The 20,416-nt window shown below is 62.5% G+C and carries 20 protein-coding genes; 12 read left to right on the forward strand and 8 right to left on the reverse strand.

Features of this window, described 5'->3' with window-relative positions; all coding sequences use genetic code 11:
- Positions 1 to 27 precede the first annotated feature (27 nt).
- The 4 genes from KI609_RS07420 to grpE form a co-directional block, all read right to left on the reverse strand.
- Positions 28 to 1,392 carry an MBL fold metallo-hydrolase gene (locus tag KI609_RS07420; protein WP_226448633.1) on the reverse strand — a complete coding sequence of 455 codons (1,365 nt, stop codon included), beginning with the start codon at positions 1,390 to 1,392 and terminating at the stop codon, positions 28 to 30.
- A gap of 247 nt (positions 1,393 to 1,639) precedes the next feature.
- Positions 1,640 to 2,788: a molecular chaperone DnaJ gene (gene dnaJ / locus KI609_RS07425; RefSeq protein WP_226448635.1), complete on the reverse strand. Its 1,149-nt coding sequence runs from the start codon at positions 2,786 to 2,788 to the stop codon at positions 1,640 to 1,642.
- Positions 2,789 to 2,893: 105 nt separating this feature from the next.
- Positions 2,894 to 4,846, reverse strand: coding sequence for a molecular chaperone DnaK (gene dnaK, locus KI609_RS07430; RefSeq protein ID WP_226448638.1), 1,953 nt, complete (start codon positions 4,844 to 4,846; stop codon positions 2,894 to 2,896).
- A 117-nt stretch (positions 4,847 to 4,963) separates the two neighbouring features.
- A complete protein-coding gene (gene grpE, locus KI609_RS07435) occupies positions 4,964 to 5,515 on the reverse strand; it encodes a nucleotide exchange factor GrpE (protein ID WP_226448640.1) in 552 nt (183 codons plus the stop codon).
- A gap of 320 nt (positions 5,516 to 5,835) precedes the next feature.
- Between grpE and rpsF the strand changes: the two genes are divergently transcribed.
- From rpsF to dnaB, 5 genes are all read left to right on the forward strand, one after another.
- Positions 5,836 to 6,267 carry a 30S ribosomal protein S6 gene (gene rpsF, locus KI609_RS07440; RefSeq protein ID WP_226448642.1) on the forward strand — a complete coding sequence of 144 codons (432 nt, stop codon included), beginning with the start codon at positions 5,836 to 5,838 and terminating at the stop codon, positions 6,265 to 6,267.
- A gap of 20 nt (positions 6,268 to 6,287) precedes the next feature.
- Positions 6,288 to 6,578 (forward strand): primosomal replication protein N, encoded by a 291-nt coding sequence (priB, locus tag KI609_RS07445; RefSeq protein ID WP_226448644.1) that lies wholly within the window; start codon positions 6,288 to 6,290, stop codon positions 6,576 to 6,578.
- A gap of 17 nt (positions 6,579 to 6,595) precedes the next feature.
- Positions 6,596 to 6,877, forward strand: a complete 282-nt coding sequence (gene rpsR / locus KI609_RS07450; protein ID WP_005795932.1) for a 30S ribosomal protein S18 — start codon at positions 6,596 to 6,598, stop codon at positions 6,875 to 6,877.
- A gap of 12 nt (positions 6,878 to 6,889) precedes the next feature.
- Positions 6,890 to 7,342: a 50S ribosomal protein L9 gene (rplI, locus tag KI609_RS07455; RefSeq protein ID WP_226448646.1), complete on the forward strand. Its 453-nt coding sequence runs from the start codon at positions 6,890 to 6,892 to the stop codon at positions 7,340 to 7,342.
- Between the two features lie 166 nt (positions 7,343 to 7,508).
- Positions 7,509 to 8,921: a replicative DNA helicase gene (gene dnaB / locus KI609_RS07460; RefSeq protein WP_226448649.1), complete on the forward strand. Its 1,413-nt coding sequence runs from the start codon at positions 7,509 to 7,511 to the stop codon at positions 8,919 to 8,921.
- A 191-nt stretch (positions 8,922 to 9,112) separates the two neighbouring features.
- Here dnaB and KI609_RS07465 read toward each other — a convergent pair whose 3' ends face one another.
- The 4 genes from KI609_RS07465 to KI609_RS07480 form a co-directional block, all read right to left on the reverse strand.
- Positions 9,113 to 9,511 (reverse strand): hypothetical protein, encoded by a 399-nt coding sequence (locus tag KI609_RS07465; RefSeq protein WP_226448651.1) that lies wholly within the window; start codon positions 9,509 to 9,511, stop codon positions 9,113 to 9,115.
- Between the two features lies 1 nt (position 9,512).
- Positions 9,513 to 11,270 (reverse strand): PhoH family protein, encoded by a 1,758-nt coding sequence (locus KI609_RS07470; protein WP_226448653.1) that lies wholly within the window; start codon positions 11,268 to 11,270, stop codon positions 9,513 to 9,515.
- 200 nt (positions 11,271 to 11,470) lie between these two features.
- Positions 11,471 to 11,956, reverse strand: a complete 486-nt coding sequence (locus KI609_RS07475) for a peroxiredoxin (RefSeq protein WP_226448656.1) — start codon at positions 11,954 to 11,956, stop codon at positions 11,471 to 11,473.
- A 262-nt stretch (positions 11,957 to 12,218) separates the two neighbouring features.
- Complete coding sequence (locus tag KI609_RS07480; protein ID WP_226448658.1) at positions 12,219 to 12,590, reverse strand: Mth938-like domain-containing protein; 372 nt, start codon at positions 12,588 to 12,590, stop codon at positions 12,219 to 12,221.
- A gap of 146 nt (positions 12,591 to 12,736) precedes the next feature.
- On the opposite strand from KI609_RS07480, the gene KI609_RS07485 reads away from it, so the two are divergent.
- From KI609_RS07485 to KI609_RS07515, 7 genes are all read left to right on the forward strand, one after another.
- Complete coding sequence (locus tag KI609_RS07485; RefSeq protein ID WP_226448660.1) at positions 12,737 to 13,966, forward strand: pyridoxal phosphate-dependent aminotransferase; 1,230 nt, start codon at positions 12,737 to 12,739, stop codon at positions 13,964 to 13,966.
- A gap of 89 nt (positions 13,967 to 14,055) precedes the next feature.
- The gene (locus KI609_RS07490; RefSeq protein WP_226448662.1) at positions 14,056 to 15,390 is read left to right on the forward strand and encodes a homoserine dehydrogenase; all 1,335 of its coding nucleotides are present in this window, start codon (positions 14,056 to 14,058) and stop codon (positions 15,388 to 15,390) included.
- Entirely contained in the window at positions 15,390 to 16,835 is a 1,446-nt protein-coding gene (thrC, locus tag KI609_RS07495) for a threonine synthase (RefSeq protein ID WP_226448664.1), read from the forward strand. The genes KI609_RS07490 and thrC overlap by 1 nt, the downstream gene beginning before the upstream one ends.
- A 150-nt stretch (positions 16,836 to 16,985) precedes the next feature.
- On the forward strand, positions 16,986 to 17,555 hold the full coding sequence (gene mobB / locus KI609_RS07500; protein WP_226448666.1) for a molybdopterin-guanine dinucleotide biosynthesis protein B: 570 nt from the start codon (positions 16,986 to 16,988) through the stop codon (positions 17,553 to 17,555).
- Positions 17,552 to 18,823, forward strand: coding sequence for a gephyrin-like molybdotransferase Glp (gene glp, locus KI609_RS07505; RefSeq protein WP_413463381.1), 1,272 nt, complete (start codon positions 17,552 to 17,554; stop codon positions 18,821 to 18,823). Before mobB ends, glp begins: the two co-directional genes overlap by 4 nt.
- On the forward strand, positions 18,820 to 19,071 hold the full coding sequence (gene moaD, locus KI609_RS07510) for a molybdopterin converting factor subunit 1 (protein ID WP_226448671.1): 252 nt from the start codon (positions 18,820 to 18,822) through the stop codon (positions 19,069 to 19,071). Before glp ends, moaD begins: the two co-directional genes overlap by 4 nt.
- A gap of 138 nt (positions 19,072 to 19,209) precedes the next feature.
- Positions 19,210 to 20,394 (forward strand): hypothetical protein, encoded by a 1,185-nt coding sequence (locus KI609_RS07515; RefSeq protein WP_226448673.1) that lies wholly within the window; start codon positions 19,210 to 19,212, stop codon positions 20,392 to 20,394.
- The last annotated feature ends 22 nt before the right edge of the window (positions 20,395 to 20,416 follow it).

A 20,416-nucleotide genomic window follows, 5' to 3' on the forward strand; every position in this document is an offset into this window, starting at 1 on the left:
GAGCGCTCTCAGAACCTGTTCACGATCTCAGGCGGGCAGGGTGCTGCCGTGCTCGGGTGCTGTGGCGCGCCAGCGCAATTCATGCTCGATGCGTTGGCGCAGCATGTCGGCCGCACCCATTTCGCCGTGCACCACATAAACCCGGTCGGGCGCATGCTCCATGCTGCGCAGCCAGGCCAGGGTCTGATTGGCATCGGCGTGGGCCGAGGCCGAGGTGAGTTGCATCACTTCGGCGCGTATATCGACGTCCTGCCCGTGGATGCGGGTGGTCTTTTCGCCGTTGGCGATGCGCGCCCCACGCGTGCCCGGCGCCTGGTAGCCTGTGATGATGATCATGTTGCGGTGGTCGCCCGCATACAGCGCCAGGTGGTGCAGCACGCGCCCGCCCGTGGCCATGCCGCTGGCTGACAGGATCACCATGGGGCCGTGGCGCCGCGCCAGGGCCTTCGACTCGTCGGTGGTCTGCACCATGGTGGCACCGTGCGAGAGGGCCTCTGCTTCCTGCGCGGTCAGCCGGTGCTCGCCCGTGTGGTGCGAGAAAAGTCCGGTGGTACTCACGGCCATGGGGCTGTCCAGAAATACCGGCAGCGAGTGGGCAACGGCGCCCTGCTTCTTGAGCAGGTTGATGGCATGCAGCACGGCCTGCGCGCGGCCCACGGCAAACACCGGCACCACGGCCACGCCGCCGCGCTGGGCCAGGCGTTGCAGGGCGGGGGCTAGCTCTTGCAGGATGTTTTCCTGGGTGTGCTGGCGGTCGCCGTAGGTGGATTCGACCAGCACCGTGTCGGCCTGGGGCGGCGCCTCGGGTGGGTTCATGATCAGATCGTCGGGGCGGCCCAGGTCGCCTGAGAACAGAATGCGCCGCCCGCCCACCTCCAGCAGTACGCTGGCCGCGCCCAGGATGTGCCCGGCGGGTGTGAAGGTGACGCGCCAGCCGGGAATCGGCTCGAAGGCTTTGTGGAACGCGTGGGTGTGGAACTGCTTCATGCAGTGCTGAGCATCGAGCCGCGTATAGAGCGGCAATGCCGGGGTGTGCTGCGTGAACTGGTGGCGGTTCAAAAAGGCGGCGTCTTCTTCCTGCAGATGGCCGCTGTCGGGCAGCAGGATGGCACACAGGTCACGCGTGCCAGTGGTGCAATGGATGGATTTCGTATAGCCGTCGCGCGCCAGCAAGGGCAGGTAGCCACTGTGGTCCAGGTGCGCATGGGTCAGCACCACGGCATCGATCTGGTGGGGCGTGACAGGCAGGGGTTGCCAGTTGCGCAGGCGCAGCTGCTTGTAACCCTGGAAGAGGCCGCAATCCACCAGCACGCTGTGGCCGTCGTGGCGCACCAGGTATTTGGAGCCGGTGACGGTGCCCGCGCCGCCCAGAAAAGTGATGTTGACGTCCATTGCGATTCTCCATTCGTGCCAATTCATGCCAGTGACTGCCATCGTAGCGGCCTGAGCCGTCATCCGGTTCACGGTGGAGTGGGGTGTCATGTGATGCAGGTCAAGGTGCGCTGGCAAAGACTGCAAGAAAACGGGAAAGCGGAAAAGTGGAGCGGGGGGCGCGCAGGGACAAGAAAAAAGGCTGCCCAGCGTGGTGCGGGGCAGCCTTTGGCGCAAAACGGAGGGCGCTTTGTGTGGCGCCACGCATTTAACTGAAGAAGTTCTTCAACCGGTCCGTCCAACTTTCGCCGCTGGGCGAATGGCGACCACCACCCTTCTTCAGCGACTCTTCGAGTTCACGCAACAACTTGCGCTGGTGCTCGGTGAGCTTGACGGGCGTTTCCACTGCAATGTGGCAGTACAGATCGCCCGGGTAGCTGGCGCGCACGCCCTTGATGCCCTTGCCGCGCAGGCGAAACTGCTTGCCGGCCTGCGTGCCTTCGGGGATGTCGATAGCAGCCTTGCCCGCAAGGGTGGGTACCTCGATTTCGCCGCCCAGCGCTGCGGTAATGAAACTCACGGGCACCTGGCAATGCAGGTCATCGCCATCGCGCTCGAAGATGTCATGCTTCTTCAGGCGAATTTCGATGTACAGGTCACCGGGCGGGCCGCCGTTGGTGCCTGGTTCGCCATTGCCGGTACTGCGGATGCGCATGCCGTCGTCGATGCCGGCCGGAATTTTCACTTCCAGCGTCTTTTGCTTCTTGAGCTTGCCCTGGCCATGGCAGGTGGTGCAGGGCTCGGGAATGATCTTGCCCGTGCCACGGCAGTGCGGGCAGGTTTGTTGCACGCTGAAAAACCCCTGGCGCATCTGCACCGTGCCGCTGCCCGAGCAGGTTGTGCAGGTCTTGGCGCTGGTGCCAGGCTTGGCACCGCTGCCGTGGCAGGTGTCGCAACTGTCCCACGAGGGGATGCGGATCTGGGCGTCTTTGCCACGCGCGGCCTCTTCGAGCGAGATCTCCATCGCATAGCTGAGGTCGCCGCCACGATACACCTGCCGACCGCCAGCCCCGCGCCCGCGACCGCCGCCCTGCTGACCAAACATATCGCCAAAGATGTCGCCAAACGCCTCGGCAAAACCGCCAAAACCTTCGGCCCCTGCGCCCCCGGGGCCGCGCATGTTGGGGTCCACCCCGGCGTGGCCGTACTGGTCATAGGCCGCGCGTTTTTGCGGGTCGGAGAGCATCTCGTAGGCTTCTTTGGCCTCTTTGAACTTCTCTTCGGCCGGTTTGGCGGTGTCGCCCTGATTGCGGTCAGGGTGGTGCTTCATCGCCAACTTGCGATAAGCCTTCTTGATTTCTTCATCCGAGGCGTTCTTGGGAACGCCCAGGATTTCGTAAAAGTCTCTTTTCGACATGGTCTTTATGAGCCCGGTTGGAACAGGAACGCCGCGCAAGCCTTGGAGCCTGCATGTTCAGGCTCTTCGGGCCCCGCGCGGCGGCTGGGGTCAACGGGAAGGTGTTTAGCCCTTCTTGACTTCCTTCACCTCGGCATCGACCACGTTGTCGTCATCCGCGGGCTTGCCGGAGGACGCCGAAGACGATGCACCTGCCGCGTTGGCGCCGCCTGCTGCCTGTGCGGCTTGCTCGGCCTGCGACTCGGCATACATCTTCTCGCCCAGCTTCTGGCTCGCAGCCATCAGAGCGGTGGTTTTTTCGTCGATGGCGGCTTTGTCTTCCGTCTTCAGGGCTTCTTCCAGGGCCTTCACGGCAGCGGTGATGGCGTCTTTTTCTGCCGCGTCGAGCTTGTCGCCATGCTCGGCCAGGCTCTTGTTCACGCTGTGCACAGCGGCTTCGCCCTGGTTGCGGGACTGCACCAGCTCCAGCTTCTTCTTGTCGTCGGCTGCGTTCAGCTCGGCATCCTTCACCATCTGCTGGATTTCTTCTTCCGACAGGCCCGAGTTGGCTTTGATGGTGATCTTGTTTTCCTTGCCCGTGCCCTTGTCCTTGGCGCCCACGTGCAGGATGCCGTTGGCGTCGATGTCGAACGACACTTCGATCTGCGGCGTGCCGCGCGATGCTGGTGGGATGCCTTCGAGGTTGAACTCGCCCAGCAGCTTGTTGCCCGTGGCGATTTCGCGCTCGCCCTGGAACACCTTGATGGTGACCGCAGGCTGGTTGTCATCGGCGGTCGAGAAGGTCTGCGCGAACTTCGTCGGGATCGTCGTGTTCTTGGTGATCATCTTGGTCATCACGCCGCCCAGGGTCTCGATGCCCAGCGACAGCGGCGTCACGTCCAGCAGCAGCACGTCCTTGCGGTCGCCCGACAGCACCTGGCCCTGAATGGCGGCGCCTACGGCCACGGCTTCGTCGGGGTTCACGTCCTTGCGGGGTTCCTTGCCGAAGAATTCCTTGACCTTCTCTTGCACCTTGGGCATGCGGGTCATGCCGCCCACCAGAATCACGTCATGGATGTCGGAGACGGACACGCCTGCATCCTTGATCGCCATGCGGCAAGGGGCCAGCGTGCGTTCCACCAGTTCTTCCACCAGGGCTTCGAGCTTGGAGCGCGTGAGCTTGATGTTCAGATGTTTGGGGCCCGACGCGTCTGCCGTGATGTAAGGCAGGTTGATGTCCGTGGCGGCCGAGTTCGACAACTCGATCTTGGCCTTTTCAGCGGCTTCCTTCAGGCGCTGCAGGGCCAGCACGTCCTTGGAGAGATCCACGCCTTGTTCTTTTTTGAACTCGGTGATGATGTAGTCGATGATGCGCTGGTCGAAATCTTCGCCGCCCAGGAAGGTGTCGCCGTTGGTCGACAGCACTTCGAACTGCTTTTCGCCGTCCACGTCGGCGATTTCGATGATGGACACATCGAAGGTGCCGCCGCCCAGGTCATACACGGCGATCTTGCGATCGCCCTTTTCCTGCTTGTCCAGGCCAAAGGCCAGGGCTGCAGCGGTGGGTTCGTTGATGATGCGCTTGACGTCGAGACCGGCGATCCGGCCGGCGTCCTTGGTGGCCTGGCGCTGTGCGTCGTTGAAGTACGCGGGCACGGTGATCACGGCCTCGGTCACGGGCTCGCCCAGGTAGTCCTCGGCGGTCTTCTTCATCTTGCGCAGGATGTCGGCAGACACCTGTTGTGCCGAGATCTTGTTGCCGCGCACCTCGATCCAGGCGTCGCCGTTGTCGGCGGCCACGATCTTGTAGGGCATCAGGTCGATGTCCTTTTGCACTTCTTTTTCGGTGAACTTGCGGCCGATCAGGCGTTTGACGGCGTACAGCGTGTTCTTGGGGTTGGTCACGGCCTGGCGCTTGGCCGAGGCACCGACGAGGATCTCGCCGTCTTCCTGGTAGGCCACGATCGAGGGCGTGGTGCGTGCACCTTCGCTGTTCTCGATGACGCGCGTGGTGTTGCCTTCCATGATGGACACGCAGCTGTTGGTGGTACCCAGGTCAATGCCGATGATTCTTCCCATGATTTTTTCTCCGAATGTTTGATTGGTTTGGATGGCTAGTAACTTGTGGATAACTCGGCTTTGTTCAAGTCATCCCGGCTGATATTTTTTGCAATCCCTCAAGGGGTTGCGTCTCATTTATTTTGGGGCCGTGACGGTAACGAGCGCAGGGCGCAGCACACGCTCGGCGATGACGTAGCCCTTTTGGAGCACCGTCACGATGGTGTTGGCTTCCTGGTCCGCTGGCACCACGCTGATGGCTTGGTGCTGATGGGGGTCGAATTTGGTGCCGGCGGCGGGGTTGATGGCTACCACCTTATTACGCTCCAGGGCCGAAGTGAGCTGGCGCAGCGTGGCGTCGGCGCCTTCGCGCAGCTGCTGCGGGGTGGCTTCGGCAATGGACAGGGCGGCATCCAGGCTGTCGCAGACCGGCAACAGGCTATCGGCAAAACTCTCGATGCCGAACTTGCGGGCCTTGGCTACTTCATCTTCAGCGCGGCGGCGGGCGTTTTCAGCATCTGCCTTGGCGCGCAAGAACTGGTCGGCCAGATCGGCGCTTTTGGCTTTGAGTTCAGCCAGCTCGCCGTGCAGACGTGCCACCTCGTCGGAGGCGTGGGCTGCCATGGCGGCTTCGACTTCTTCGGGGGCGGGAGCGTTTTGGGAGAGGTTGTGGTGGCTGTTGTCGGACATGTCTGTATCTGGATGTTGATAAAGCGTTACGCGCGGAACTTGGGGGCGAACCGCACCTATTCAAGGTCTGAATCAGGGGTTTGTTCCGACCCGGGATTGAATCACACGCTGTTGGTGTAGGGAATGTCGGCCCCTTGGGCCATTTTGCAAGGGCCGGACTGCAGTTTTGCGGCACTTTTGGGGTGCGTCGCATGCGTGATTGCCGTGAAAGTGTACAAGCGGCGCGGGCCGGGTTATAATTTCCGGCTTTGCCTTGCCACACCGCACGACCCTGCAAGGGTTGGGACGCAGCGGGTGGTGTTACCCCAAAAGGAGTATGCATGCGTCATTACGAAATCATTTTGTTGATCCACCCGGATCAAAGCGAACAAGTTCCAGCAATGCTGGAGCGCTACAAGGGCATGATCACCGCCGGCGGCGGCAAGATCCACCGTGTGGAAGACTGGGGCCGTCGTCAACTGGCGTACCTGATCAACAAGCTGGCCAAGGCCCACTACCTGTGCGTGAACATCGAGGCCGATCAGGCCGTGATGGCTGAACTGGAGCACGCCTTCAAGTTCAACGACGCCGTGCTGCGCCACCTGACCGTTCAAAAGAAGAAGGCTGACGCCGGCCCCTCTTCGATGATGAAGACCGTTGAGCGCGAAGAAGCCCGCAAGGCCAGCCAGGCTGAATACGCTGCTGCTGGTGAGCGCGGCGACCGCGGTGGTGACCGTGGCGAGCGTTCCAGCGAACGCTCTGGCGATCGCTGATCGACAGTTCAGCCTGAGGAGTGGAGAACCGCGTTGTCTTGACCGCTTGTATCGCAGAGGCCCAGGCCCTGCGCTACACGCCCGCCGGATTGCCCGCCATCGCGCTGCGTCTCGAACACGAGTCGCAGCAAACCGAGGCAGGCCACCCCCGCGAAGTCAAGGCTGTCATGAAAGCTGTTGCCTTTGGTGCAATGGCTGAGCGCCTGGCCCGGCAGAACATCGGAAGTATCTGGACTTTCAGTGGATTTCTAGCCACCCCGCGCAATGGCAAAAACGCAGTGCTTCATATCCAGGATATTCAACAAAATTAATTTGCAAGGGGTCCGCAATGGCCACGTTCAAGAAGTTCAACAAAGACAAGCGCCCAAAGCGCAACACCCAGTCCCTGCTGTTCAAGCGCAAGCGCTTTTGCCGCTTCACGGTGACGGGCGTTGAAGAAATCGACTACAAGGATGTCGACACGCTGCGCGATTTCATCGCCGAAAACGGCAAGATCATCCCCGCGCGCCTGACCGGCACGCGCGCCATCTTCCAGCGTCAGCTGAACACGGCCATCAAGCGCGCGCGCTTCCTGGCTTTGGTGCCTTACAGCGACCAGCACAAGATCTAAGGAGCACAACCCATGCAAATCATTCTGCTCGACAAGGTTGTGAACCTCGGCAACCTGGGCGAAATCGTCAAGGTCAAAGATGGCTACGCCCGCAACTTTCTGATCCCTTCGGGCCGTGCTCGCCGCGCCACCGAAGCCAACAAGGCCGAATTCGAAGCCAAGCGCGCCGAACTCGAAAAGGCAGCTGCCGCCAAGCTGGCGCAAGCCCAAGCTGAAGGCGAAAAGCTGGCCGGTACCACCGTGAAGCTGACGCAAAAAGCCGGTGTCGATGGCCGCCTGTTTGGTTCCGTGACCAACCAAGACATCGCCGATGAGCTGAACAAGCAAGGCTACAAGGTCGCCAAGGCCCAGGTTCGCCTGCCTAACGGCCCGATCAAGGTCGTCAGCGAAACCGCTGTCAGCGTGGCGCTGCACACCGATGTGGTGGTAGAAGTCAACGTGTCGGTCTACGGCGAAACCGCCTGATCGTCATTGGTGAACTTTCGCAAAAGCCGCCTTCGGGCGGCTTTTGTCTTTGTGCACCCTGTATCTGTACACAGTAGCCCACTGGTTGTGCCAACCTTATCCACAGACTTGTGCCATGACACCGCTCCGCGCGGACGCTAGCATGCCAGGTTAGCCCGAGGATTCCATGTCTGCCGTTTTCCCCCCCCTTGATGATGGCTTCACGCCCCTGCCGGACCGTGAGATTGCCCAGTTGCGTGTGCCGCCGCACTCGATCGAGGCGGAGTCGAGCGTGCTGGGGGGGTTGCTGCTGGACAACAACGCCTGGGACCGGGTGGGTGATCTGCTGGTCGAAAGCCATTTCTACCGGCACGAGCACCAGATGGTCTATTCGGCCATCGGCGCGCTGATCAATGCGAGCAAGCCGGCCGACGTGATCACGGTGTTCGAGCACCTGCAAAATCAGGGCAAAGCGCAGGACATGGGCGGGCTGGCCTACCTGAACAACCTGGCGCAATACGTCCCGAGCGCCAGCAACATCCGCCGGTACGCCGAGATCGTGCGCGAGCGAGCCATCCTGCGCAAGCTGGTCACGGCCAGCGATGAAATCTCCACCAACGCCTTCAACCCGCAGGGCAAGACGGTCGAGCGCATCCTCGACGAGGCCGAAGCCAAGATTTTCGCCATTGGCGAAGAGGGTTCGCGCACCAAGCAGGGGTTTCAGTCGCTCGACACGCTGGTGATCGATCTGCTCGACCGCGTGCAGGAAATGGCCGACAACCCGGTGGACGTGACCGGTGTGCCCACCGGCTTTGCCGACCTGGACCGCATGACGTCGGGCCTGCAGGCCGGTGATATGGTGGTGCTGGCGGCGCGCCCCTCCATGGGCAAAACCTCGTTCGCCGTGAATATCGCCGAGCATGTGGCGCTCAACGAAGGCTTGCCCGTGGCCATCTTCTCGATGGAAATGGGCGCCGCCCAGTTGGCGGTGCGTATCGTGGGTTCCATCGGCCGCGTGAACCAGGGCAACCTGCGCACCGGCAAGCTCACCGATGACGAGTGGCCGCGCCTGACGGAGGCGATTGAAAAGCTGCGCACCGTGTCGCTGCACATCGATGAGACACCGGGGCTCACCCCGGGCGAGTTGCGTGCCAACGCCCGCCGCCTGGCGCGCCAATGTGGCAAGCTCGGCCTGATCGTGGTGGACTATTTGCAGCTCATGAGTGGCTCGGGCTCCTCCAGTTCGGACAACCGTGCCACCGAGCTGGGCGAAATCTCGCGGGGGCTGAAGATGCTCGCCAAAGAGCTGCAGTGCCCGGTGATCGCGCTGTCGCAGCTCAACCGCTCGGTGGAGCAGCGCACCGACAAGCGCCCCATGATGTCCGACTTGCGCGAGTCCGGCGCTATCGAGCAGGACGCGGACATCATCATGTTCATCTACCGCGACGACTACTACAACAAGGACAGCAAGGAGCCGAACGTGGCGGAGGTCATCATCGGCAAACAGCGTAACGGCCCGACGGGCACGATCAAACTGTTTTTCCAGAAAAACCAGACGCGGTTCGAGAATCTCGCCATGGGTTCGGGTGACGATTTCTAATAAAAATAGCCGCTAGCGCTTGTTGTATAAGCGCGAGCAGCTATTGATTTAGGAGTTTTCGGAGGGTTTTTTTCAACCTGTTTCTGCGTCATCCTGCGCATGCCGGTGCCCAGCCCCCTCGATCCCCCGATGCCTGGATGCCTTAATCCCTCAACGTGCGCATCGCCTTCACTTGGAGCGTGAGCGCCTGCTTAGACCCCAGGCCTTGTCAGGGCCCAGGCCAGCAGGCCAAGGCAGCAGACGGCCACAACCCCCATAGCCACGACCAGCCGCTGATTGCGGTGGCGGAGCGTTTCAACGGCTTGCACGATCTGGGCATTTTGCTCGGCCAACGCCTGGATCAGCACGGCAGAGTCCTGTTGTTCCTGCTCCAGCCGCACGACGCGCTCGTGCAGTTGCTGCAGTTGGGTGGTGACCGACGTAGCGGCATCGGCGCTGGGGGCGTCCAGCGAGCCTGCTGCCGACCCCGCCGCCGTCGTTTTGCTTGTGGCTCCCAGCAGCTTTCTTGCGGCCTGCAGAATCTGGGGCGTCGCCTCGATGACGGTGCCCCAGGGCACCAGCTTCAGTGCCGCAACCCAGCCTGCGGCCAATTCAGAGCACCTCGCTGGCGAAATCTGCCAGACGTGAGCGTTCGCCGCGCGCCAGGGTGATGTGGCCGCTGTGTGGCCAGCCCTTGAAGCGGTCGACTGCATAGGTCAGGCCGGACGAACCCTCTGTGAGGTAGGGCGTATCGATCTGTGCAAGGTTGCCCATGCAGATGATCTTGGTGCCGGGGCCTGCACGGGTGATCAGCGTCTTCATCTGCTTGGGCGTCAGGTTTTGTGCCTCGTCGATGATCACGTACTTGTTTAGAAAGGTGCGCCCGCGCATGAAGTTCATGCTCTTGATCTTGATGCGGCTTCTGATCAGCTCGTTGGTGGCCGCGCGGCCCCATTCACCAGCGTTGCCGCCGTCGCCCTTGGCCAGGAATTCGAGGTTGTCGTCCAGCGCGCCCATCCAGGGGCCCATTTTTTCTTCTTCGGTGCCTGGCAAAAAGCCGATGTCCTCACCCACGCTCACGGTGGCGCGGGTCATGATGATCTCGGTGTAGCGCCGGTCGTCCAGCACCTGCGTCAGGCCCGCAGCCAGGGCCAGCAATGTCTTGCCGGTGCCAGCTGTGCCGGTGAGCGTGACGAAGTCGATCTCGGGGTCCATGAGCAGGTTCATGGCGTAGTTCTGCTCGCGGTTGCGTGTGGTCACGCCCCACACCGCATTTTTGGCCGATCCGTAGTCCTTGAGCGTCTGCAACACTGCGGTTTTGTCGCGGATTTCGCTCACGCGGGCAAACAGGCTGGGCTCGCCGGGGGCTTCGAAATACACAAACTGATTGATCATCAGCTGCGGCACGATGGGCCCGCTGATGCGGTAGTAGGTGTACGCGCCGCTTTGCCAGCTCTCCACGTTCTTGCCGCTCTTGGCCCAGAAGTCGGCTGGCAGCGCCAATACGCCAGCGTACAGCAGGTCGCCATCTTCCAGCGTTTTGTCGTTCTGGTAGTCCTCGGCAGCCAGGCCCAGTGCGCGCGCCTTGACGCGCATATTGATGTCCTTGGACACCAGCACCACTTCACGCGGCGCGTGCAGTTTGCTCAGTGCTTGCACTACGCCCAGGATCTGGTTGTCAGCCTTGCCTTGGGGCAGGCTGGTGGGCAGGCTGTAATCCAGCGGTGCCGTCTGAAAATAAAGGCAGCCACCGGCAGCGCGCTGGCCGGTGGAGTCCAGCTTGATACCCCGGACAAGGTCGGCGCCGGATACGCCCACGAGCGCGTCCAGGGTGCGGCTGGTCTGGCGGCCATTGCGAGCCACTTCGGTCATGCCTTTTTTATGGCCGTCCAGTTCTTCGAGCACGATCATGGGCAGGAAGATGTCGTGTTCCTCAAACCGGAACAGGCTGGTGGGGTCGTGCAGCAGCACGTTGGTGTCCAGCACAAACAGCTTGGCCGGGCCTTGCGGCGCGGTCTTTTTACCTTTGGCAGTCGGGGCTGTGCTCGGTGGCGCGGCGCTGGCGGCTGGGGCGCTGGTGGTGCGCGCCTTGCGTGTGCTGGTCGTGCGTGCGTCGGGCGTCGGCACAGCCTGCGGCTCGCGGGCACGGGTTTCGATCTGGATGAGTGGCGCCGTGGTGGAACCGGTTGCAACAGGTGCCGAGGCGACACTGGCCGCCTTGCGCACGTTGCGGGCAGCGGGCGTGGCTTTTATGGCGGGGGGCACCGCCTCGTTGGCGGCATGGGGGGTGGCCCGTGGGGGGGCGGTGACGTCAAAGGCTTCGGGAGAAAGGAGCGCGGCGCGCCGGCTGGGTGCGGGGGGCAGGGGCATGGTGGCAGGGCCTCGATCAGTAAAAGAAGATGCGGATCAGAAAGCAAAAAGCCGCCTGGAGACCAAGGCGGCTTTTGGGGAGGGGGCAGATGTTGCGGTAACCAGGAGCATCAAACCATTATGCCTACTCAAGATGTCCAAACCAGGCACTGAACGCAGGGCTGTCGCAACAATGCGCCACCGCCTCTTCAGGCGAGGGCTCAGGCCGCTTTTTTCAGTGCCTTGATGGACTTGACGGTCTTGAGGACGTCATCCACATGGCCGGGCACTTTCAGGCCGCGCCACTCTTGCACGAGGATGCCATCGGGACCAACCAGGAAGGTGCTGCGCTCAATGCCCTTGACCTTCTTGCCGTACATGATCTTGTTCTTGACCACGCCAAACATGTGGCACATTTTTTCTTCGGTGTCGGCGATGAGCTCGAAGGGCAGTTCCAGCTTTTCCTTGAAATCATCATGTGACTTCATGTTGTCGCGGGACACGCCAAACACCGCAGCGCCGGCTTTCACGAAGTCCTTGTACCTGTCGCGAAACTGCATGGCCTCCGTGGTGCAGCCAGGTGTGTTGTCCTTGGGATAGAAGTAGAGAACCAGAACTTGGCCAAGGTGGGAGGTATTCGAGACCTTGAGTCCACCAGTTGCGTTGGCTTCAAATTCAGGGAGGGGTTTGTTGACAACGATCGCCATATCACTTCAATCTCTCAGGATGTAGTCGTTGGTAAGCCGGGGGAGTGGGTGTGTTATTGCTCTTGGTGGTGCCCCCGACCGCAACCCGAGATTTTACCCTGTAATTGGTTTACATCCAAATGTAAGGTAGTGTGTCCCCCCTGTGGCGCATGGGCTTAGGCGGGGGTGTCATTGGGCGTGTGTACACGGGCGCGCATGCATCGCGCTGAGGGCATTTTGAATGCGTAATCGGGTGACCGCGGAGGCCGGCACGGCTGGGCGATCAGGCCTCCAGAATCAGTGCGGCCACCACGTTGCGCCCTTCACTGGCCAGGATGTTGTAGGTGCGGCAAGCCGCTGGCGTGTCCATGGTTTCCAGGCCAATGCGGCGGGCCATGAGAGGCGCCAGCCAGGCCGGTGGGGGGAAGCGGTTGCGAAGGCCGCTGCCAAAGATGACCAGCTCCGTTTCCAGCGCGGCCAGTTGCGCAAAATGCTCCGCTGTCAGGTCTTCGAAGCGCGCGCAAGGCCAGGTCTGGCGAAGCCCCTGGGAGCCGATGATGAGGCTTTGGTTGATCTTTTCGGCGTCAATGCCGATCCAGCCGGGGCCATAGCTGCTGATGGTTTGCGCGTTGGAGCGGTCGGGCTGGAATTTCATGGGCTTGGGGTGTCCGGGTCGCGGCGGGTGGGGCACCGCAGAGCGCTTGCCAGGCAGCGTTGCGGTTCTGTGGTCAAATTATAGGTTTCGCCAAGGTGCCTGCCGCTCTGGCTTGCCACCTGACCCCACTGCACCACCGTCAGCGCATGAAAACCGTCCATAAATCCGCCAAGCTCGCCAACGTCTGTTACGACATCCGGGGGCCCATCATGGACGCGGCCAAGCAGATGGAGGAGGACGGGCACAAGATCATCAAGCTCAACATCGGCAACCTGGCGGTGTTCGGCTTTGACGCGCCCGAGGAAATCCAGCAGGACATGATCCGCAACCTGCCTAACTCGGCGGGTTACTCGGACAGCAAGGGCATCTTCGCCGCCCGCAAGGCCGTGATGCACGAGACCCAGAAGCAGGGCATCAAAAGCGTGACGCTGGATGACATCTATCTGGGCAATGGCGCCAGCGAACTCATCGTGATGGCCACGAATGCACTGCTGGACGCCGGCGACGAGTTGCTGCTGCCTTCGCCCGACTATCCGCTGTGGACAGCGGCCGCCAGCCTTTCGGGTGGCACGCCCGTGCACTACCTGTGTGACGAAGCCAATGGCTGGATGCCGGACCTTGACGACATCCGCGCCAAGATCACGCCCCGTACCAAGGGCATCGTCGTCATCAACCCCAACAACCCCACCGGCGCGCTGTATTCGGATGAGCTGCTCAAGGGCATCGTCGGTATCGCACGCGAGCATGGCCTCGTCATCTTTGCCGACGAGGTGTACGACAAGGTGCTGTACGACGGCGCCAAGCACACCGCCATTGGCTCGCTGAGCGAGGATGTGCTCACACTCACCTTCAACTCGCTGTCCAAGAGCTATCGCTCGTGCGGCTACCGCGCTGGCTGGCTGGTGGTGTCGGGCGACAAGAAACCCGCCAAGGATTACATCGAGGGCCTGAACATGCTCTCGAACATGCGCCTGTGCGCCAACGTGCCCGGCCAGTGGGCCGTGCAGACCGCGCTGGGCGGTTACCAGAGCATCAATGAACTGGTGGGCGAAGGTGGGCGCCTGCGCAAGCAGCGGGATCTGGCGTATGAGCTCATCACCGCCATCCCGGGTGTGAGCTGCGTGAAGCCCCAAGCGGCGCTCTACATGTTTCCGCGCCTCGACCCGGCCGTGTACCCCATCCAGGACGACCAGCAGTTCTTTCTGGAACTGCTGCAGGAAACCAAGGTCATGCTGGTGCAGGGCACGGGCTTCAACTGGGCGGCGCCCGACCATTTCCGCATCGTGTTCCTGCCGCATGAGGATGATCTGCGCGACGCGATTGGCCGCGTGGCGCGGTTCCTGGAGCAGTACCGCAAGCGCTGTGGCACGGCCTGATCAGGCCGTGGCGCATGAACACTCTCTTTTTTATAGCTGCTAGCGCTTGATAGATAAGCGCTAGGGCCCATTTTGACTAGTAAAACCCCATGAAACCCATCCAAGTAGGCCTTATGGGCATCGGCACCGTTGGCAGCGGTGTGTTCAACGTGTTGCAGCGCAACCAGGACGAGATCAGCCGCCGCGCTGGCCGGGGCATCGAGATCACCATGGTGGCCGACCTGGACGTGGAGCGCGCCAAGTCGGTAGTGGGCGCTGACATCCAGGTCGTCAACGACGCCCGCGCCATCATCGCCAACCCGGACATCGACATCGTGATCGAGCTCATCGGCGGCTACGGCATTGCCCGCGCGTTGGTGCTCGAAGCCATCGCGGCCGGCAAGCATGTGGTCACCGCCAACAAGGCGCTGCTGGCCGTGCACGGCACCGAGATCTTCGCGGCCGCCTCGGCCAAGGGCGTGATGGTGGCCTTCGAGGCTGCCGTGGCCGGTGGCATCCCCATCATCAAGGCGCTGCGCGAAGGCCTCACGGCCAACCGCATCCAGTGGATCGCCGGCATCATCAACGGCACCACCAACTTCATCTTGAGCGAGATGCGCAGCAAGGGCCTGGACTTTGACGTGGTGCTTAAAGAAGCGCAACGCCTGGGCTATGCCGAGGCCGACCCCACCTTCGACATCGAAGGCGTGGACGCCGCGCACAAGGTCACGCTGATGAGCGCCATTGCCTTCGGCATCCCGGTGCAGTTTGACAAGGCGTATGTTGAAGGCATAACCAAGCTGGGTGCGGCCGACATCAAGTACGCCGAACAACTGGGTTACCGCATCAAGCTGCTGGGCATCACCAAACGGGTGGACAAGGGCATCGAGCTGCGCGTGCACCCGAGCCTCGTGCCCTCCAAGCGCCTGATCGCCAACGTCGAAGGCGCCATGAACGCCGTGGTGGTGCAGGGCGATGCCGTAGGCACCACGCTGTACTACGGCAAGGGCGCGGGCAGCGAGCCCACCGCCAGCGCCGTGATTGCCGACCTGGTGGACATCGCCCGCCTGCACACCGCCGACCCGCTGCACCGCGTGCCGCACCTGGCCTTCCAGCCCAACACGTTGGCCGACGCCATGGGCGCGCTGCCTGTGCTGCCGATGAGCGAGGTGGTCACCAGCTACTACCTGCGCCTGCGCGTGGCGGACCAGGCCGGTGTGCTGGCCAAGGTCACGGGCCTGCTGGCCGAAGCAGGCGTCAGCATCGACGCCGTGCTGCAGCGCGAGGCCGACGAGGTGGGCGGAGAGGGCTCCACGCAAACAGATTTGATCATCCTCACGCACGACACCCGCGAAGGCACCATGGATGCTGTCATCGCCCAGATGCAGGCCCTGCCCACGGTGCTGGCCCCGATCACGCGCATCCGCAAAGAGGAGCTGAACTGATGCTGTACGTCTCCACCCGCGGCCACGCCGACCGCAAACATTTCTGCGACATCCTGCTCGAAGGCCTGGCACCCGATGGCGGGCTGTACCTGCCCGAGAGTTACCCCAAGATCACTGGCGCCGCCTTGACCAAGCTGCGCAAGGCGTACCACGAGCAAGGCTATGCCGAGCTGGCGTTCCAGATCCTGTCGCTCTACATCGACGACATCCCCGCTGCGGACCTCAAGGCCATCTGCGCCAAGACCTATACCGCTGAAGTGTTTGGCACCGGCGAGATCGTTCCCCTGCGCCACCTCGAAGACGGCCTGTGGCTTGAAGCCCTGTCCAACGGCCCCACGCTGGCCTTCAAGGACATGGCCATGCAGCTCTTGGGCAACCTGTTCGAATACGAACTCAAGCGCCGTGGCGAGCAGCTCAACATCCTGGGCGCCACCAGCGGCGACACCGGCAGCGCGGCCGAATACGCCATGCGCGGCAAAGAGGGCGTGCGTGTTTTCATGACCAGCCCGCACGGCCGCATGAGCGCCTTCCAGCAAGCGCAGATGTTCAGCCTGCAGGACGCCAACATCCACAACATCGCCATCGAGGGCGTGTTTGACGACTGCCAGGACATCGTCAAGGCCGTCAGCAACGACCTGGAGTTCAAGCGCAAGTACAAGATCGGCACCGTCAACTCCATCAACTGGGCGCGCCTCTTGGCGCAGGTGGTGTACTACTTTGCGGGCTACATCCAGGCCACCGAGACCAATGACCAGAAGGTCAGCTTCACGGTGCCGTCGGGCAACTTCGGCAACGTGTGCGCAGGCCATGTGGCGCGTTGCATGGGCCTGCCGATCGACAAGCTGGTGGTGGCCACCAACGAAAACGACGTGCTCGACGAGTTCTTCCGCACCGGGGTGTACCGCGTGCGCAGCAGCGCCGACACGCACGAGACATCGAGCCCCTCGATGGACATCAGCAAGGCCAGCAACTTCGAGCGCTTCATTTTTGACCTGCTGGGCCGCAACGGCCAGCGCACCAAGGCCTTGTTCAGCGCGGCATTGCAAACCTATGGCCGCTTTGACCTGAGCGCTGAGCCGCTGTTTGCCGATGCCGCCAAAAAATACGGCTTTGAAAGCGGCAAGAGCACGCACGCCGACCGCCTGGCCACCATCAAGGACAACTACACACGCCACGGCGTCACCATCGACACCCACACCGCCGATGGTGTGAAGGTGGCCCGCGAGCACCACAAGGACGCCAAGGTGCCCATGATCGTGCTGGAGACGGCCCTGCCCATCAAGTTCGCCGAAACCATTGTCGAAGCCCTGGGCCATGCGCCCGAGCGGCCCGAGAAGTTTGCGGGGATCGAAGACCTGCCCAAGCGGGTGCAGGTGATGCCCGCCGATGTGGAACTGGTCAAGGCCTATATCGAGCGCCATTGCACTCCGGCCATTTTCGGCTGAAGCGAATGCGGGGGGCGCTTGGGGCTCTGCGCCCAGGCGCCTTTCTGTAGCGCGGTGATGAATATTGAATATTCGAATGAAAAGTGCCCCTGGCGCCTATCCTGTAAGCGCTAGCAGCTATCAATAGAGTAGCTAACCAAGGAGCATCCCATGAAGGTTGTCGGTTTTGCCGGCTTTTCTGGCAGTGGCAAGACCACGTTGGTCGAGCAGTTGATCCCCGAGCTGCGGCTGCGGGGGCTGCGGGTGTCGGTGGTCAAGCATGCGCACCATAGCTTCGACATCGACCACCCGGGCAAGGACACCTATCGCCACCGCGAAGCCGGGGCGTTCGAGGTGGTGGCCGCTTCGGACAAGCGCCTGATGCTGGTGCGCGAGTTCGAACAGCCTGCCACGCTCAGCGTGCACCACCTGCTGGCCGAGCTGTACCAGGGCGTGGACTGGGTGCTGGTGGAAGGTTTCAAGGACAGCGACTTGCTCAAGGTCGAAGTGTGGCGCGCGCCCGAGCTCGGTCAGGTGGCCAAGCCCGTGCGCTACCCCGAAGACGATTTTGTGGTCGCCGTGGCCACCGACGCCCCGCAACGTCTGCCGGTGCCCACGCAGCTGCCCTTGCTCGATCTGAATGCCCCGGCCCTGGTGGTGGACTGGCTGCTCGCACAGGAACACCGCTTTGAATACAACTGGGAATTGCACGGAAGCCTTTCGTCATGCGCCCCCCAATGAAACCTCTGAAGCCTCTGGACGAGGCGCTGGCCGACCTGCTCGCGAAAGCGGCGGTGTTGCCCGATACTGAAACCGTCGTCACCTTTGATGCCGACGGCCGGGTGCTGGCCCAGGACTGCGTATCGGCACTGCAGGTGCCCCCCAACGACAACAGTTCCATGGACGGATACGCCGTGCGATGCGCCGATGTGACGGCAGCAGGCGTGGCGCTGCCCGTGTCGCAGCGCATTGCCGCTGGCAGCGCGGGCGGCCCGCTGTTGCCCGGCACGGTGGCCCGCATCTTCACCGGGGCACCCGTGCCCGAGGGCGCCGATGCCATCCTGATGCAGGAAGACTGCGAAGCCCTGCCCGGGGCTGCCGTGGAGGCGGATGGCGGCGGCCAGAGCGACTTGGGCCGGGTGCGTCTCAACGCCGTACCGCGGCCGGGCCAGTGGGTGCGCCGCGCTGGCGAAGACATCACCCGTGGGGCCGTGGTGCTGCAAGCGGGCACGCGCCTCACGCCCGCCGAATTGGGCCTGGCGGCCAGCATCGGCCTGCACCAGCTGCAGGTGGCGCGCCGCCCGCGTGTGGCACTGTTTTCCACAGGCGACGAGCTCGTGATGCCCGGAGATGTGCCGCCTGAGCAGATGCGCCCCGGCGCCATCTACAACAGCAACCGCTTCTTCTTGCGCGCCATGCTGCTGCGCCTGGGCTGCGAGGTGACCGACTTTGGCATCGTGCCCGACCGGCGCGACGCCACTGTCGAGGCATTGCGCACCGCCAGCACGTTGCACGACCTGATCCTGACCAGCGGTGGCGTGAGCGTGGGCGAGGAAGACCACATCAAGCCCGCGGTGGAGACGCTGGGCACGCTGGATTTGTGGCAGATCGCCATGAAGCCCGGCAAGCCTTTCGCCTATGGCCATATCCCACGCAACGGCGGCGGGGCTACGCACTTCATGGGGCTGCCCGGCAACCCGGTGTCGAGCTTTCTGACCTTTGCGTTGCTGGTGCGGCCGTTTGTGCTGCGGCTGCAGGGCGTGCGTGACGTTGCTCCTCAATCCATAGCTGCTCGCGCTGATTTCACCTGGCCCAAGGCCGATAAGCGCCGCGAATTTTTGCGCGTGCGGCACAACGCGGCGGGCGGGCTGGATCTGTTCCACAACCAGAGTTCGGGCGTGCTCACCTCAGCCGCCTGGGGCGATGGCGTGGTGGACAACCCGGCGGGCCAGACGATAGCGGCCGGCGATGCGGTCCGGTTTATTGCGTTTTCGGAGCTCTTGTCATGACGGTCACCGTGCGCTATTTCGCTTCCATCCGTGAAGCCATTGGGCAAGGCAGCGAGACGGTCGAGACCGCTGCCGCCACGCTGGGCGCCTTGCGCGATGAACTCATCGCCCGTGGCGGTGCCCACGCCAGCAGCCTCGCGCGCGGCCGGGCCGTGCGCATGGCGCTCAACCAGACTTTGAGCGATGAGTCCGCCACCCTGGCCGATGGGGCAGAGGTGGCGTTTTTCCCGCCGGTTACCGGCGGATAAAGGCGCGGCACGATCACCGCCTTGGGGGACAGCAGGCGTGTGCGCGCTGTTGTCACGCAATCGACATGTGGAATAGCCACACTCAGCAGTAGGTTTTTGCGTTCATGCAAAGCCACGTTCTGCTGAGGAAACCCCATCGTGCGCCTTCTTCCCTTGTCTCTTTGTTCCCTGGCCCTCGCGGCCGCCCTTTCCGCCTGCGGTGGAAGCGATGGGCCGGACAAATCCATCATTGCCGTGATTGGTGATGTACCTTATGGCACGACCCCCACCGATACAACGCAACTGGTAGGCGGCCCCAAGTTCGTCAGCGCTATCAATGCCGACACGGATCTCTCCACCGTGCTGCACGTAGGGGATATCCACTCTGGCAAAAGCTATTGCACCCAGGCCTACAACCAGACCGTTTTCGACCAGTGGAAGGCTTTTCGGATGCCGCTGGTATATGCCATCGGCGACAACGAGTGGGCCGATTGCCACAAGAAGGCCGAAGGCGGCGGTGCGTACAACGCAACCTCAGGGGCGATCGACTATGTGGTTGATGCAAGCGGTATGCCGGTCAACTACGCAAAGGGTGATCCGCTGGCCAATCTGGCGCTGGTGCGCTCCATGTTCTTTTCTGCGCCGGGTACTACCTTGGGCAAGGCCATGTCGGTGCACACGCAAGCCAAGGAGTTTGACCCTGCCTTCCCCAAAGACCGTGATTACGTCGAAAACGTGTGGTGGATGCAGTCGGGCGTGCTCTTCGTCACGCTGAACATTCCCGGTGGCTCCAATGACAACGCCGATCCCTGGTATGGCACGCCCACCGCCACTGCAGCGCAGAAACAGGAAACTGCGGACCGCTCCGCAGCCAACCAGCGCTGGCTGGACAAGGCCTTCCGTGAGGCCAGCAACGCCGGTGCACTGGCTGTCGTGGTCGAGATCCAGGCCGACCTGTGGTACCTCGACGGCAATGTTCTCGCCCATGTCGTGGGCTACAAGCCCTACGTAGACCGCATCGCTGCCAACACCAAGTCGTTTGGCAAGCCGGTGCTGCTGCTCAATGGCGATTCGCACACCTACCGCTCGGACAACCCCTTGGTGGCCAACTCCGCTTGCGCGGCAGAGCCCTCCACCGGCGGCGCAGCCGCTGCCTGCAAGGACGATGTGTCGGGCGCGCAGCCCTACAACTACAACGTCGCCAACTTCCGCCGTGTGACGGTGCATGGCAGCACCGCGCCGCTGGAATATTTGAAGCTCACCATCGATCCGTACGCCAATGCAGCCAACGGCGTCGATGCCTTTGGTCCTTTTAGCTGGAAGCGCGTGAAGCCAGCGCTATAGCCGACCCGATCCGTCGCTTTGT

The sequence above is a fragment of the Acidovorax radicis genome (assembly GCF_020510705.1).
Classification (GTDB): domain Bacteria; phylum Pseudomonadota; class Gammaproteobacteria; order Burkholderiales; family Burkholderiaceae_C; genus Acidovorax; species Acidovorax radicis_A.

What these genes read in the sequence shown, in the direction of transcription:
- dnaK (WP_226448638.1), bottom strand. Translation starts at nt 4,846, where the DNA reads ATGGGAAGAATCATCGGCATTGACCTGGGTACCACCAACAGCTGCGTG.
- grpE (WP_226448640.1), bottom strand. Translation starts at nt 5,515, where the DNA reads ATGTCCGACAACAGCCACCACAACCTCTCCCAAAACGCTCCCGCCCCC.
- KI609_RS07470 (WP_226448653.1), bottom strand. Translation starts at nt 11,270, where the DNA reads ATGCCCCTGCCCCCCGCACCCAGCCGGCGCGCCGCGCTCCTTTCTCCC.
- KI609_RS07420 (WP_226448633.1), bottom strand. Translation starts at nt 1,392, where the DNA reads ATGGACGTCAACATCACTTTTCTGGGCGGCGCGGGCACCGTCACCGGC.
- KI609_RS07485 (WP_226448660.1), top strand. Translation starts at nt 12,737, where the DNA reads ATGAAAACCGTCCATAAATCCGCCAAGCTCGCCAACGTCTGTTACGAC.
- moaD (WP_226448671.1), top strand. Translation starts at nt 18,820, where the DNA reads ATGACGGTCACCGTGCGCTATTTCGCTTCCATCCGTGAAGCCATTGGG.
- rpsF (WP_226448642.1), top strand. Translation starts at nt 5,836, where the DNA reads ATGCGTCATTACGAAATCATTTTGTTGATCCACCCGGATCAAAGCGAA.
- KI609_RS07475 (WP_226448656.1), bottom strand. Translation starts at nt 11,956, where the DNA reads ATGGCGATCGTTGTCAACAAACCCCTCCCTGAATTTGAAGCCAACGCA.
- thrC (WP_226448664.1), top strand. Translation starts at nt 15,390, where the DNA reads ATGCTGTACGTCTCCACCCGCGGCCACGCCGACCGCAAACATTTCTGC.
- dnaJ (WP_226448635.1), bottom strand. Translation starts at nt 2,788, where the DNA reads ATGTCGAAAAGAGACTTTTACGAAATCCTGGGCGTTCCCAAGAACGCC.
- glp (WP_413463381.1), top strand. Translation starts at nt 17,552, where the DNA reads ATGAAACCTCTGAAGCCTCTGGACGAGGCGCTGGCCGACCTGCTCGCG.
- dnaB (WP_226448649.1), top strand. Translation starts at nt 7,509, where the DNA reads ATGTCTGCCGTTTTCCCCCCCCTTGATGATGGCTTCACGCCCCTGCCG.
- mobB (WP_226448666.1), top strand. Translation starts at nt 16,986, where the DNA reads ATGAAGGTTGTCGGTTTTGCCGGCTTTTCTGGCAGTGGCAAGACCACG.
- rplI (WP_226448646.1), top strand. Translation starts at nt 6,890, where the DNA reads ATGCAAATCATTCTGCTCGACAAGGTTGTGAACCTCGGCAACCTGGGC.
- rpsR (WP_005795932.1), top strand. Translation starts at nt 6,596, where the DNA reads ATGGCCACGTTCAAGAAGTTCAACAAAGACAAGCGCCCAAAGCGCAAC.
- KI609_RS07490 (WP_226448662.1), top strand. Translation starts at nt 14,056, where the DNA reads ATGAAACCCATCCAAGTAGGCCTTATGGGCATCGGCACCGTTGGCAGC.
- KI609_RS07480 (WP_226448658.1), bottom strand. Translation starts at nt 12,590, where the DNA reads ATGAAATTCCAGCCCGACCGCTCCAACGCGCAAACCATCAGCAGCTAT.